A 13,268-nucleotide genomic window follows, 5' to 3' on the forward strand; every position below is an offset into this window, starting at 1 on the left:
TTAGCGAGTGTACGCGTTCATCACATACTGCTGGAGCATCCGCTGCGTATTGAAGAATGCGCCATTGATGGCGATCGCATGGCGCATCACATCGATGAACCGGTCTCGGTTGCGATAGAACAAGGGCGCCACGGTCTGTTCCAGCGCGTCGTACAGAAAAGCGGCGTCCTGCGCAGCGTCTCGTGGCGTTCCCTCGTTACCGCCATCCTGGCCAATCGCCCAGCCTGTGATCCCTTCAATGTGACCCTCGAGCCACCAGCCATCGAGAATGCTCAGACTCGGCACCCCGTTGAGCGCGGCCTTCATGCCGCTGGTCCCCGAGGCCTCGAGCGGTGGCTGAGGGGTGTTCAACCACACGTCCACCCCCGCCGTTATGAACTGGCCCAGCTCCATGTCGTAGTTCTCCAGGTAAGCCACTTTGAGGTAGGGTTGCAGCGCCTCCTTGGCCTTGATGATGCGCTGAATGAGCGCTTTCCCTTCCTGATCCTGTGGATGCGCCTTGCCCGCATAGATCACTTGGATCGGGCCGGTTTTCGCCACGATGCGCTTGAGCCGCTCCAGATCGTGGAATAGCAAGTCGGTTCGCTTGTACGTCGCCGCCCGCCGCGCAAACCCAAGCGTGAAATGATCGATGTCCATCCCCAGATTCGTCTGGTCGTTTACGTACTCGAGGAGCCGCTTCTTGGCCTGCAGATGGGTCGCCCACAACTCTTGTCTTGAGATGTTCAGGGCATAGCGAAGGCTGAAGTTGTCCCCTCGCCAGCCGGAGATGTAGCGATCGAATAACTGCTGAAAGGGTGGTGAGGTCCATGTCGCGGCGTGGACGCCATTGGTGATCGCATCGATCTTGTAGCGGGCGAACATGAGCTGGGAGACTTCTCCATGGCGCTTGGCGACCCCGTTGACGTAGTGGCTCAGGTTCAGTGCCAGATAGGTCATATTCAGCAGCCCTTCGCAGCAGAACACCTCGTGCATGTCATACACGTCGCGGCGCCCCAGCACCTGGATGACGAGGTCCATCGGAAACTTGTCATGCCCGGCCGGCACCGGGGTGTGGGTCGTGAATACGCATTGCTTGCGGACGACGTCGACATCGTCATGCGTGATGGCTGTTCGTCCTGCCTGCGTGGCCGCCTCATCGAGCAATTCCAAGGTCAACAAACTTGCATGCCCTTCGTTCATGTGGAACCGCGTGATCTGGTCATGGCCCAACGCCCGGAGCATCCGCACCCCGCCGATCCCGAGGACAGTTTCCTGGCAGAGCCGATAGTGCTGGTCCCCGCCGTAGAGGTAGTGGGTCAGCGTCCGATCACCCTCGGCATTCTCCGGCAGGTCAGTGTCGAGAAGAAAGACCGGCACGGTAAATCCCTCGGCACCCTTGACGTCGTACTGCCAGGCACGGATGTGGACGGCGCGTCCCTCAATCATGACTGTGACGCGCTGGGACCGTTCGGTCAGGTAGTCCTCGATCGCCCACGCCACCGGCTCTTCTCGCTGCCAGCCAGTGGCATCCAGCCGCTGGTAGAAATATCCTTTCCGATAGAGCAACGTGACCGCGACCAGGGGAATCTGAAGATCAGCCGCCGAGCGAATCGTATCGCCCGCCAGCACGCCCAACCCACCGCTATACGTGGGAATCCCGTGTTCCAAGCAGATCTCCATGGAGAAGTAGGCGATGCTCATGCCGTAACGTTCCTGACGAATCGTTGGGGAGCTGCCTCAAATTGTTGCTGGCACTTGAGGGAACAGAACTGATAGACCGTCCCTCGATCGGTCGCTGAAAAACCAGAGAGCGCGGGGTCCACGTCCATGCCGCAGACGACATCTCGCACGCTCGTCGTCTCTGCTAGCACCTGGGACGATGCGGCAGTTTTCAGCGGCGTGATCGTGATCTGATCCACCAGTCGCTCCACATCTTCTCTGCGGCAAAGCTGGGTGCCCTCGTGCATGACCGCGGCTGTGCCGGCGGCGGTGCCCAGCCTCACGGCCGATTCCAGTGATTGCCCGTGCGAGAGCGCGAGCACAACGCCCGCGAGGAAGGAGTCGCCAGCCCCGACCTTGCTGCGGACTTCCACATCAGGGCTCGCGACGTGAAGAGCCTTTCCTTGGCTGACGATCAACGCACCCTTGCGCCCTAACGTGATGGCCACGACCTGAACCCCGCCGGCGATGACTTCTTGAGCGGCGTCGATCAAGGACTGTTCCGTGGGCAGCGGACGGCCGATCAGACGGGCAAACTCATGTTCGTTTGGTTTGATCAGGTATGGGTTGGCTTGCAAGCCGAGTTTCAGGGCTTCGTCATCGGCATCCAGCAGACATTTCGCGCCGCGCTGCTGGAGGCTGCTGATCACTCTGGCATAGAAGTCGTCCGGAACGCCCGGCGGCAGGCTGCCGCCGAGGACCCACCACGCCGGAAATGGTTCACAGCTCACGATCTTGGCGGTGAACTGCTCAAGCTCTGCCAGCGTGATCCGAGGACCTGGCGCGCTGATGCGGGTTTGCGTCCAGTCGGACCGGTCGGTGAGGATCACGTTGATGCGGGTCTCCTCCGGGACCTCGATGGCCTCACATGGAATGCTATGCTCGGCCATGAGGTTCTTCAGCATGTACCCGGCGCAGCCGCCGGACACCCCGAAGGCCACCGTCTCGCCACCAAGCTCTTTCACAACCCGCGAGACGTTGATCCCCTTCCCGCCTGGGTCTCGGCGAATCTCGCGCGCCCGGATGGCGTCATCCTTCGTCAGCCTGTCGATGAGAATGTGCTGATCGATGGATGGGTTGATGGTAACCGTGCCGATCATCGCTGCTTTCCCTCGAGATGCGGTACGCTCTCAACTGCTTTTACTGGCAGTCGCACGTCTTGCCCTGCGCACAGTCCGGGCAGCAATAGATCTTGCCGTTGATTGTGACTGCGGCGGTCTTCAGGATGCTCCTCTCGCAGCTGCTGCATTTGACATATTCCTGCTGTTGTGTGGCCTGGTCCTTTCGCTTCGCCATCTCAACCTCCCCTCTGAAGCGGCTGCCATCAGGGCAGCCGCGGCCGGAGCCCTTCCGGCTCCGGCACTCCGCGCCGACCCTGATGGTCGGCGCTCTGGAATACCGAGCGCGGCGGGCGCTCGGCCTTCTACTTGACGCCCAGCCAGCGGCTCAGTGTTGGTCGCTTCCGCGGTTCCTCATCCGATTCGATCGGTCCCACCAAGGTTGAAGCCGCCTCGCGCAACGCCTCCTCTCCGACGATCCCCTGCGTGACCAGCGACTTGATGCTGCTTTCCAGCGCGTGCATCCCTTCATGGACTCCGAGCTCGATGTAGCCGCGCAGCTCATGCAGCGCGTTGCGGCGGATGACGTTGCGCACCGCCAAGGTGGCCAGGAGCACCTCGGTCGCCGCGACCATCCCGGAGCCATCCCGTCGTTTCAGGAGGCGTTGCGCCACAATGGCCTGCAGCGACTGCGTCAGTTGAATGCGGATTTGTCCCTGGAGCTCGGCCTCGAACACGTCCAGGATCCGCGTGACTGCCTGAATCGTCGTCCCACTGTGGAGCGTGCCCAGCACCAGGTGGCCGGTCTCCGCCGCCCGGACGGCCAGCGCGATACTCTCCCGGTCCCGCAGCTCCCCGACCATGATGATGTCCGGGTGTTCGCGCAGGGCGCTGCGCAACCCATCGGCGAAGGACCTGGTATGCGCGTCCAACTCCCGCTGGTGAATCAAGGAGCGCTTGTTGGGAAACACATACTCAATAGGATCCTCAATCGTAATGATGTGCCGCTCATCCTGCTGGTTGATGGCATCAATGAGAGCCGCCAGCGTCGTGGACTTGCCGCTTCCCGCAGGACCGGTTACCAGGATGAGGCCCCGCGAGCAGCGGCTGAGACTCTCGAAGATTGGCGGCAGTCCCAACTCCGCCAAGGTTGGAATCCGATGGGGCAGGGGACGAAACGCGATGGCCTGCCCGTCTTGTTCCCGGAAAACGTTTACCCGGAAGCGTGAGAGGCCCTCGATCCCGATCCCCACATCCACCTCACGGCCTTCGAGGAATTGCGCTCGCTTAGCCTCCGGCAACAACGCCTCGATGATTTGGGACATACGGTCTGTGGTCAGCGGAGGTTCATTGAGCGGCTTAAATGAGCCATACACCTTGAGCGTGGGCCGATCGGCGACAGCCAGGAAGAGGTCGGATGCATGCTGCCGAACCGCCTGTTCCAACCATGGCAGCAGTCCGCAGTGAGTCAGGCGTTCGATGAGGTTGTCCGGCTGCTGGGCACTTTGAACAAGAGATGGTACGGGGCGTTCGCCAGATTGACTCAGAAACACTGAGGCACAGGTCGGACAGCAGAACTGGTACGTTGATCCCCGAATTGTGAGCGGGGAAACCGTTTCACCCACGTGAATCGTCTTGCGGCACAGCTCACAATGTCCTGTGGGCGCTTGCGGCTGCTGAGCGAGAAAGCGCTCCGGCTTCATGAGGAAGACACGTCGGCAGGCCTCAGCACAGAAGACATACCGTGTGCCGGCGTGGTCCTCAGAGAACTGCGCTTGCTCGCCCTGTTCGACCACCACCTCCATCCCACATACGGGATCACGCATTGGGACCTCCTTCACTCACGCAGGGCTTTAAGGAGCGCCTCGAGCCCCTGATCGTCGTACAAACGCTGTAGTCGCTTTCGCTCCGTCCGAAGCGCGGCATCAGCTTCAGGGGTCTGAATCTCCTGCATCGCCGGAAGCCAGATGGTCCCATCTTGGAAGCGCACCATTTTCACCATCAGGAGGGCTTTCACCACCTCATCAGCCTTGGATATTTGCTGTTCCCACCGGCGATCATGTGTTTCCCCGGGGGCAAGCTCTTCGCTGTCCGTCACCTCGACAACCCACTGGGGCTGATCGAACGCGTCGAGCAACTTCCACTGAAACCGGACGGCACTGACGCTCCGTTTACTGCGGTTGCGATACTGAAGCCGACCCTCCCAGTGGGTGAACTGCGCACTCTCGATGTTCACCGACTTCGTCTGCGTGTGCCGCGAGACACCGACCCGCGAAGGGACCGCTTGATACTCCAGGAGCTGCCCTGTGGTATCGAGCACGTCGATCGGTGCATCAGGCACCTTCGCCACCCCAACCGGAACCTCCTGATCAGCAAGCGCACGCCCCAATATTGAGCCATACAACATGGTGGCCACAACCAGCCATCTGAGTAACCGGCGCACGGCGTGTTTTGGGGATTGCCTCTCGCTTCGCATCACACCCTATCACCAACCCTTCAGCAACTCCTGGAGCCCTTCCAATCCTTCCGCGTGTCCTTCGTGCTCTTCGGCCAGCGCCTCAGCAGCCTCGGCCGCCTCGAGGTACTTCTTGCTCAAATACTCGCAGTGCGCTAGCCACTCGTCCCGCTCCCGCGGCCCGCTCCACGACGGGTTGGCGCGGACCTTCTCCGCCATCGCCGTGTGGTAGGCCGCCCGTTTGCGAAGCGTCGCCGCTTCTTTGTGATAGGCGGACGCCAACCGCTGATGGGTCTTTGGATTCAGGGAGTGCGCGGCCGTCTTCTCATACCACGAGAGCGGCAGTCCGCTGGTCGCACAGCCTTGGAGGGTGAACGCGAGGAGCCCCATGATCACCGTCAGGAATACACGTACACGCTGACCCATCGTCCCCCTCAACGCAGATTGATTCAGTTCCGCACGCCAGATTGAGCTCTCACCAACCGCTCAGCTTCCAGCCAGTGCTCCAAATCCCGACCTTCCACGCGGCCGCTCTGCTCGTACAGCTCATACGCCTTCTTCGCGACCAGTTGTTGCAGGTCTTGATTTGTCCCTACCTGCTGAGTCGCGAACCTTGCGTCTTTCCGAGATTGCGCCATTCTAATCTGCCTCCCCTCAGCGTGTTGGTTGCTGCGCAATGTGCCCCATCGGACACCACCCGATCCGGTGGTGGAGCGCAGGGCAAGCGAGAAACGTCCACACCAGCATGACCCCGGTAGCCGCCACCAGCGTCCACATCAACAACCGGCGGTACCGCCCTCGCACGCCCGCCACGACTCCGCGAAAGAACGACTGCTCAGCCAAGCGCAGCTCAAGATTGGCTTGTTCCACGTCTATCCCTGTATGCCCCTCTCGCGTATCCATCGATTCCCTCCGTGCTAGTGGCAGCTCCGGCTTTGATCCTTCGGCGCGTCCTTGTCGTCACCTTTCCCCATGCCGCAACAGCCACCCCGCCGCATGAACCAAATTGCAACACCGATCACGACGAGCATCAGCAGCATCTGCCACATCGCATATTCCTCCTTGCGGTTGAACTCCCTCGATGTTTACCGTCCTGCAATGTCACCGCCTAATCGTGACAGGTGCACTCTCCCGATGAACAGCGACATGGCGCCAGGGCATTGGCCGCCAATTCAGTCTGGGTTTGCTCCGCGGCCGCCACCGCCTGTTTCAAGGTGCTCGCCAGCACTGACAGGCCTGTGACCTCACCACTCAAATCCCGTCCTGCCGCGTCAATGCGCTCCAAGAGCGCAACCCGAGCGCACGCAGTACACGGAGGTAATGTCTGCAAGGCGTTCTCAAATGCTGCGGCAAGGCCCTGAACTCGCACTAGGGCTTGCCGCAGCTCATCGAGTCCGACACGCCGCCAGAGATCTTCGCTATTCAACTCCGGTATCGTCGCCATTGTGACACCCCCGCTCCTTCGCTCAATGCTGATGCTCAAGAGGCGCCTCATCACCGGATGACGGCTGTGTCTGCCGCAGAAACTGCGCGGGCTCCTTAGCAAATGCCCCGAGATGCGCTTCATTGGCGAAAAAGTAAGCCTGCCCCTCGTAGCCATAGATCAGCGCTTGCGCCTTGTCGACTGGCTGGCCACTGACCGGGTCTGTGGCATGGCTAAACCGCTCCGGGTCGCTGCCGAATCGCTTCAGACAGCCGGCGCAACAGAGGTAGTAGGTTTTGCCTTGGTACATGTATTCCAAGCCTGGTTGACTCTGAAGGTTATCATCAATCATGCAGACACGACTGCGGTCTTCCACTCGACCTGACGGGATCGCCGTGGTCGGCACACCTTCTGCGCTTGCGAAGGCCATGAGTAATCCAGACACTCCAATAGACAGCACGAGTCTAGTTAGTAGTCTCATGTGCTCCTCTCATGTTATGACACCGCCGCCTGCCGAGCCACCCAGTCAGCCTTGCCCTCTTTCATCTCAAACTTCCATTTCCAAATCGCGTAGACGGACGGGTAGACCAACAGCTCCATGATGAATGACGTGAAGAGGCCGCCAACCATGGGTGCTGCGACGCGCTTCATCATGTCCGCTCCGCTTCCGATCGACCACATGATGGGCAGCAACCCCATGAAGGCCGCCATCACGGTCATCATTTTCGGCCGGACCCGTTTCACCGCGCCATGGATGATCGCTTCTTCCAGATCGTGCTCGTTGCGCATCTTTCCCTTCTGAATCGCCTCATGATACGACAGGTCCAAAAACAGCAGCATGAACACGCCGGTTTCCGCATCCAGCCCCATCAACGCAATCATACCCACCCAGACCGCGATGGAGATGTTGTAGCCGAGAAACCAGAGCAGCCACACCGCGCCGATCAGGGAAAACGGCACCGCCAGCATGACGATCGCCGTCTTCACCATGGACTTCGTGTTCATGTAGAGCAGCAGACAGATGATGAAGATGGTCAGCGGCAGCACGACCTTCATCCGCTCTTTGACCCGGATCATATTCTCGTACTGGCCGCTCCACGTCAGAGCGTAGCCAGCGGGAAGCGCGAGCTCCTTCGCCACGATCTTCTTCGCCTCGGTCACATAGCTGCCGATGTCTCGTCCGGCCATGTCGACGTAGACGTACCCCGCCAACAATCCATTTTCATTTCGAATCATGGCGGGGCCGGAGACCGGCCGGATATCGGCCAACTGCACCAAGGGGATGTGCTGACCCGCCGGGGTGGGTACGAGGACGCGCTTCAATTTCTCGATGTCATCCCGAAACTCCCGGGAGTAGCGGACATTGACCGGATACCGCTCGCGACCCTCAATGGTCGTCGTGATGTTCTCCCCGCCAATCGCGGACATGATGACCATCTGGACCTCACCGACGGAGAGGCCATACCGGGCCAGCTCGTCGCGCTTGAGATCAACATCCACGAAGTAGCCGCCCGCCACACGTTCGGCGTAGATGCTGCGCGTGCCGGGCACGTCCTTGAGGACCATCTCCAAGTGCGTGCCAAGCTCCTCGATCTTCTTCAGATCCGCGCCGAAAATCTTGATGCCGATCGGCGTGCGCACTCCGGTCGTGAGCATGTCAATACGATTCTTGATCGGCATCGTCCAGGCGTTCGTGACGCCGACGATCTTGAGTGAACGGTCCATCTCATCGATGAGCTGTTCATACGAGATATGGCAGGGCCAAAACGGCCGAAAGGGTGCCTCCATCCAGTCCGGCAGCCACGAGTACCACCGCGTAACCTTGCGCCATTCCCGCTCCGGTTTCAGCAGGACGACCGTCTCCATCATCGAGAAGGGTGCGGGATCGGTCGAACTCTCCATACGGCCCGATTTACCGAACACCCGCTCGACTTCAGGAAAAGTCTTGAGCACCTGGTCCTGCTTTTCCAGAAGCGCTTGGGCTTCAGTGACCGAAATCCCCGGGAGGGTGGTGGGCATGTACAGGAGGCTGCCTTCCCGAAGCGGCGGCATGAACTCTGAACCCAGCCGCAAGTAGATAGGAATCGTGGTCAGAACCAACCCGAGGGCCGTCAAGATAGTCGCCTTGCGGTGCTTGAGGACGAACCGGCAGGCCGGCTCATAGATGCGGAAGAGCACTTTACTGACTGGATGCTTTTCCTCTGGATAGTAGGTGCCGACGGCAATCGTCGTGGCGATTTTAGACGCCATCCCCCGGATGCGCTGCGGGATCCAGCGGGTTTTCAGCGTGATCGGCTCCATGCGGGTGAACAGCATCCGCATGGCGGGATCAAGCGTCACGGCCAGAATCGCCGCGATCGCCATCGCCAGGTTTTTTGCCCAAGCGAGCGGCTTGAACAGACGCCCCTCTTGATCGACCAGCGTGAAGATCGGCATGAACGCGACGGCGATCACGAGCAGCGAAAAGAAGACCGAGGGGCCCACTTCCTTGAGCGCCTTAAGCCGGATGGCATGATAGTCGCCCTTGCGGCCGCCTTCAATCCACTGCTCCAAACGTTTATAGGCGTTCTCCACCTCGACGATCGCCCCATCGACGAGTACGCCGATGGAGATGGCAATCCCCGATAAGGACATGATGTTGGAGGTCAGCCCCATCCCGAAGAGGGGGATGAAAGAGAGAATGACGGAGACCGGGATCGTCACAATCGGAATGACCGCAGAAGGAAAATGCCAGAGGAAGATGAGGATGACGATGCTGACGATGATCATCTCTTCCACAAGCTTTTCCTTCAGATTCTTGATGGAATGCAGGATCAGCTCGGAACGATCATACGTCACCTCGACCTTAACCCCGGCCGGCAGCGAGGGCTCGATCTCGTTCAGCTTGGCTTTGACTCGGTTGATGACATTGAGGGCGTTTTCGCCGAAGCGCATGATGACGGTGCCACCTACGACGTCGCCACGGCCGTCGAAGTCCGCCAAGCCGCGCCTGATCTCAGGACCCAGCACCACGGTCCCGATATGTTTCACAAGGATCGGGGTGCCCTTTTGATCCGTCCCGACGACGATTTTCTCAATGTCCTCGACGGACTTCAGATACCCGCGGCCTCGAACCATGTATTCCGCCCCGGAGAACTCCAAGAGTCGGCCGCCGACCTCCTGGTTTCCCATTCGGATCGCGTCGACCACCTTTGTCAGCGGGATGTTGTAGGCGAGTAACCGGTTGGGATCGATCGTGACTTGATACTGTTTGACGAATCCGCCGATTGAGGCGACTTCCGCGACACCCGGAACGCTCTGGAGGTAGTACCGCAGATACCAATCTTGGAAGCTCCGAAGTTCTTGCAGGTTATGCTGGCCGGACTCATCGACGAGGGCGTACTGGAACACCCAGCCAACCCCTGTCGCGTCCGGTCCCATCTCCGTTTTGACACCTTCGGGAAGCCTCGGGATGATCTTGCTGAGATATTCCAGAGTGCGGCTGCGCGCCCAGTAGATGTCGGTGCCGTCCTTGAAGATCACATAGACGTAGGAGAAGCCAAAGTCGGAGAACCCGCGGATCGCCTTGACCCGTGGAGCCCCCAGCATCGCGGTGACGATGGGATAGGTCACCTGGTCTTCGATGATGTCCGGGCTGCGATCCCACCGGGAGTAGATGATGACCTGCGTGTCGGAGAGATCTGGAATGGCATCAAGGGGAATGTTGCGCATCGCCCAGATCGAGGCAACCAGGGCGAAGGCTACGAAGATCAGGACGAGGAATTTATTGTGTGCCGAGAATTCGATGATTTTCTCGATGAATCCCCCCTGGCGCAGGGATGGAGACTGGCCGGCTTCGGTTTCACTGGCCATGTTGGTGCCCTCCACTTCCGCTCATCCCTTCCAAGGCGGCTTTGAGGCGGCTCTCCGAGTCGATCAGGAAATTGCCGCTGGTGACCACGAGTTCCCCTTCGGCGACACCACTCTTAATCTCGTAGGAACCCTCTGCCTTGATTCCGACCGTCACATCACGCGGCTCAAAGAGCCCCTCGCCTTTGTCGACGAAGACGACCCGCTTCGTTCCCGTATCAAACACCGCCTCTTCGGGAATCGCAAGCACCTCGCCTGCAGCGATCTGAATTGAGGCGTTTACGAACATCTCTGGCTTGAGCGCACCTTCAGAGTCGGTGAGGATCGCGCGGACCCTGGCTGAGCGTGAGGCCGGATCCAACACCGGGTCGATGGAACGGATGATCCCCTCCCAGGTCTTGCCTGGCACCGACGCTGATTCGGCGACAATGGTTTGTCCGATCTGGACGAATGGCAACTCGAACTCATAGATGGGGGCGTAGAGCCATACCTGCCCGCTGGGATCGGCCAGGAGCAGACGCTGGTCAGGCCCGGTCCAGCTCGCCATCTCATCGATCAGCTCATGGCTCAGACCCAATCGACGCAGCCGCAGGCGGCTGGAGTCGACGAGCCGCTGCGCTCGCTCAGTCACCTCTGGCATGGTGCCGGTCTTGGCTTGTCCCAAGGCTTTCAGCGCCTGAAGGTATTCCTGCTGCGCTTGGTAGAGTTCCGGGTCGTTGGCGATCTGGCCCACGGTTCGGATGATTTTGTTGATCGTCCGCCGCTGTACGGGTGCTGTGGTCACACCGATGAACTGCCGTTTCTGCGGCGCGACCAGGATCGGCGCATAACCCTCAGGAGCCGCGGCGGTCGCAGCACCCGGAGCGCCGTTTTCCTCGTAGACTGGAATCAAATCCATCCCCATGGGCGATTTGCCGGGCTTGTCCGATTTGTAGCCTGGCAGCATCGGATCAGTCCAGTAAAGAGTTTTCTTCTCCCCCATGGCCGGTGTGACGGACGGACCGGTCGCTGCCTCGGCCACATGGGTTCCACAGATGGGGCAGACGACTTTCTCGCCCGCCTTGGCCACGACGAGCATCGGGCATTGTTGGCCCGGCTTCATCATGGGGCAGTTGTGCATGTAGCAAATGTCTTTGGCAGCTCTGGGCTCTGGGCTCTGGGCTCTGGGCAGGCTCGGTTGGCCCTGCGCCCCCAACCCCGAACCCTGAGCTTCTCTTTTCACCAGCGTCATATTGCAGATCGGGCAGCTCCCTGGACGGTTCGAGGTGTACGTCGGATGCATGGGGCAGTAGTAGACCACAGCCTGATGCGCGCCATGGCGCCTGCCGCTCCTGGCGACTACGGCACCGACCCCGATGAGCAGCGCGGCGGCAAGGCCGATGATGAGCACTTGTTTTCGACTGGGCGTCATGGTCGTCCTCCTTGAGATGTCAGATCCGTTCCAATGGCCCGCTCGAGGGCTGCGAAACTTTTCATCGCCTCGGCCAGCGCTTGGTAGTACGCGACTTGGGCGTTGAGATAGACACGTTCGCTGTCAATAAGATTCAGCACATCGACACGGCCGGCCTCATATCCGGCTTGATCAGATTGGAAGGCGACCTGCGCTTCTGGGATCAGGGCGTTTTGATAGACTTCCACCACTTGCTTGGCCGCCGTGAAGCGGTAGTAGGCATCCTTGACGTCGTACTCGGTGAGGTTCTCGGCCTGTGCGAGTCTGGCCTGGCTGGCCCTGAGGTTGCGCTTGGCTTCGAGCACACTGGGAATCAGGCGGTTTTGCCACAGCGGCACGTTGATCTTCAGCGGCACCATCCAGGCATCGCGTCCGTCATTGGGCTCGGTCGTCATGCCGGCGCCAATTGTGGTGTATTGGAATCCCACGGTCAGATCCGGCACATACTCCAACTTCGCCAACATATTCGCATGCTTCTCCCGCTTGACCATTGCCGACGCCTCTCCTAATTCAGGGCGGGATTTCTGCGCCATGGCCAAGAGCTCCTCAAGTGTTGAAGACAGCGTCGGCAGCTCGGGTTTCTCAGCGTGTCCTACCGGCGTATGAGGATCGCGGTCGAGCAGCGCGTTGAGCAGCGCCGCAACGGTCTGGCGTTGCTGACGCAGCATTAACAACCGCTGAAGCACATCGGAGACTTCCGTCTGCGCCTTGGCCACATCACGCTGCGATCCGCCTTGAGCCGCGTAGCGCGCCTGCGCGATCCCCTCGAATTTCTTCAACGCCTCGTCGATTTCTTCGACCGCACCAGTCACAGCATCGACGGCGTAGAGGTCGTAGTACACGTCGGAAACCTTGAGGATCACGTCGCGCTCCGTCATCCGCAACTTGGCTTGTGAGGCTCGGGCTTCCGCACCGGCGATCCAATGCTTTTCCCAGAGTTTGCCGGGAAACGGAATCATCTGCTCCGCTTCATAGACGTTCATTTGGGGCCCGACCCTGGTTTCCAGGTCTGGTCCCATGATGGCGTAGCCCACGGTTGGGTCGGGGAGCGCTGAGGCCTGCGGGATGCGCAATTTCGCGGCGTGCCACTCTTCCTTCGCCGCCTTCAGTCCAGGATTTCTCTGGAGCGCCTCAGCAATGATATCCTGCAGGCCAAGCTCCTTCGACGGCTGGTCATTCGCCGCAGCATCAGGCAACCGCACCGCCTGCAGGACGAGCATTAGGACCCACAGAAGAACTCCCCGCATCCGCAACCTCCTTCTCAAACGTCCCCCATTCATGTGGTGAACCAGCGCCTAGACACATCTTCTCAAGAAATCGTGCGCAGCACAA

Annotated in this window: 13 protein-coding genes; all 13 read right to left on the reverse strand. The window is 60.0% G+C overall.

The genetic code is table 11. From position 1 onward, the window contains the following. The 13 genes from glgP to HY737_05640 all read right to left on the reverse strand — a co-directional run bounded on the left by glgP (nucleotide 1) and on the right by HY737_05640 (nucleotide 13,183). Nucleotides 1–1,683: an alpha-glucan family phosphorylase gene (gene glgP, locus HY737_05580; protein ID MBI4597854.1), complete on the reverse strand. Its 1,683-nt coding sequence runs from the start codon at nucleotides 1,681–1,683 to the stop codon at nucleotides 1–3. Next, nucleotides 1,680–2,801 carry a 1-phosphofructokinase gene (gene pfkB / locus HY737_05585; GenBank protein ID MBI4597855.1) on the reverse strand — a complete coding sequence of 374 codons (1,122 nt, stop codon included), beginning with the start codon at nucleotides 2,799–2,801 and terminating at the stop codon, nucleotides 1,680–1,682. Before pfkB ends, glgP begins: the two co-directional genes overlap by 4 nt. Before the next feature lie 40 nt (nucleotides 2,802–2,841). After that, nucleotides 2,842–2,997, reverse strand: a complete 156-nt coding sequence (locus HY737_05590; GenBank protein ID MBI4597856.1) for a hypothetical protein — start codon at nucleotides 2,995–2,997, stop codon at nucleotides 2,842–2,844. Between the two features lie 127 nt (nucleotides 2,998–3,124). Continuing rightward, on the reverse strand, nucleotides 3,125–4,585 hold the full coding sequence (locus tag HY737_05595; GenBank protein MBI4597857.1) for a PilT/PilU family type 4a pilus ATPase: 1,461 nt from the start codon (nucleotides 4,583–4,585) through the stop codon (nucleotides 3,125–3,127). An 11-nt stretch (nucleotides 4,586–4,596) separates the two neighbouring features. Next, complete coding sequence (locus HY737_05600) at nucleotides 4,597–5,109, reverse strand: hypothetical protein (GenBank protein MBI4597858.1); 513 nt, start codon at nucleotides 5,107–5,109, stop codon at nucleotides 4,597–4,599. A 135-nt stretch (nucleotides 5,110–5,244) separates the two neighbouring features. Continuing rightward, nucleotides 5,245–5,640, reverse strand: coding sequence for a hypothetical protein (locus HY737_05605; GenBank protein ID MBI4597859.1), 396 nt, complete (start codon nucleotides 5,638–5,640; stop codon nucleotides 5,245–5,247). Nucleotides 5,641–5,663: 23 nt separating this feature from the next. Continuing rightward, nucleotides 5,664–5,852, reverse strand: a complete 189-nt coding sequence (locus HY737_05610; protein MBI4597860.1) for a DUF2934 domain-containing protein — start codon at nucleotides 5,850–5,852, stop codon at nucleotides 5,664–5,666. A 16-nt stretch (nucleotides 5,853–5,868) separates the two neighbouring features. Continuing rightward, nucleotides 5,869–6,117, reverse strand: coding sequence for a hypothetical protein (locus HY737_05615; protein ID MBI4597861.1), 249 nt, complete (start codon nucleotides 6,115–6,117; stop codon nucleotides 5,869–5,871). A gap of 205 nt (nucleotides 6,118–6,322) precedes the next feature. Further along, entirely contained in the window at nucleotides 6,323–6,658 is a 336-nt protein-coding gene (locus HY737_05620) for a hypothetical protein (GenBank protein MBI4597862.1), read from the reverse strand. Nucleotides 6,659–6,680: 22 nt separating this feature from the next. Next, nucleotides 6,681–6,947, reverse strand: coding sequence for a YHS domain-containing protein (locus tag HY737_05625; protein ID MBI4597863.1), 267 nt, complete (start codon nucleotides 6,945–6,947; stop codon nucleotides 6,681–6,683). Between the two features lie 185 nt (nucleotides 6,948–7,132). Next, nucleotides 7,133–10,489 carry an efflux RND transporter permease subunit gene (locus HY737_05630; protein ID MBI4597864.1) on the reverse strand — a complete coding sequence of 1,119 codons (3,357 nt, stop codon included), beginning with the start codon at nucleotides 10,487–10,489 and terminating at the stop codon, nucleotides 7,133–7,135. After that, a complete protein-coding gene (locus tag HY737_05635; GenBank protein MBI4597865.1) occupies nucleotides 10,479–11,897 on the reverse strand; it encodes an efflux RND transporter periplasmic adaptor subunit in 1,419 nt (472 codons plus the stop codon). The genes HY737_05630 and HY737_05635 overlap by 11 nt, the downstream gene beginning before the upstream one ends. Continuing rightward, the gene (locus HY737_05640) at nucleotides 11,894–13,183 is read right to left on the reverse strand and encodes a TolC family protein (GenBank protein ID MBI4597866.1); all 1,290 of its coding nucleotides are present in this window, start codon (nucleotides 13,181–13,183) and stop codon (nucleotides 11,894–11,896) included. Before HY737_05640 ends, HY737_05635 begins: the two co-directional genes overlap by 4 nt. Between the last annotated feature and the right edge of the window lie 85 nt (nucleotides 13,184–13,268).

This window comes from Candidatus Omnitrophota bacterium, assembly GCA_016209275.1.
Taxonomy (GTDB): domain Bacteria; phylum Omnitrophota; class Gorgyraeia; order Aquiviventales; family Aquiviventaceae; genus JACQWM01.

Bases quoted from the DNA above. Each gene is read 5' to 3' on its own strand.
- glgP (MBI4597854.1), bottom strand. From the start codon at position 1,683: ATGAGCATCGCCTACTTCTCCATGGAGATCTGCTTGGAACACGGGATT.
- pfkB (MBI4597855.1), bottom strand. From the start codon at position 2,801: ATGATCGGCACGGTTACCATCAACCCATCCATCGATCAGCACATTCTC.
- HY737_05590 (MBI4597856.1), bottom strand. From the start codon at position 2,997: ATGGCGAAGCGAAAGGACCAGGCCACACAACAGCAGGAATATGTCAAA.
- HY737_05595 (MBI4597857.1), bottom strand. From the start codon at position 4,585: ATGCGTGATCCCGTATGTGGGATGGAGGTGGTGGTCGAACAGGGCGAG.
- HY737_05605 (MBI4597859.1), bottom strand. From the start codon at position 5,640: ATGGGTCAGCGTGTACGTGTATTCCTGACGGTGATCATGGGGCTCCTC.
- HY737_05610 (MBI4597860.1), bottom strand. From the start codon at position 5,852: ATGGCGCAATCTCGGAAAGACGCAAGGTTCGCGACTCAGCAGGTAGGG.
- HY737_05615 (MBI4597861.1), bottom strand. From the start codon at position 6,117: ATGGATACGCGAGAGGGGCATACAGGGATAGACGTGGAACAAGCCAAT.
- HY737_05620 (MBI4597862.1), bottom strand. From the start codon at position 6,658: ATGGCGACGATACCGGAGTTGAATAGCGAAGATCTCTGGCGGCGTGTC.
- HY737_05625 (MBI4597863.1), bottom strand. From the start codon at position 6,947: ATGTACCAAGGCAAAACCTACTACCTCTGTTGCGCCGGCTGTCTGAAG.
- HY737_05630 (MBI4597864.1), bottom strand. From the start codon at position 10,489: ATGGCCAGTGAAACCGAAGCCGGCCAGTCTCCATCCCTGCGCCAGGGG.
- HY737_05635 (MBI4597865.1), bottom strand. From the start codon at position 11,897: ATGACGCCCAGTCGAAAACAAGTGCTCATCATCGGCCTTGCCGCCGCG.
- HY737_05640 (MBI4597866.1), bottom strand. From the start codon at position 13,183: ATGCGGGGAGTTCTTCTGTGGGTCCTAATGCTCGTCCTGCAGGCGGTG.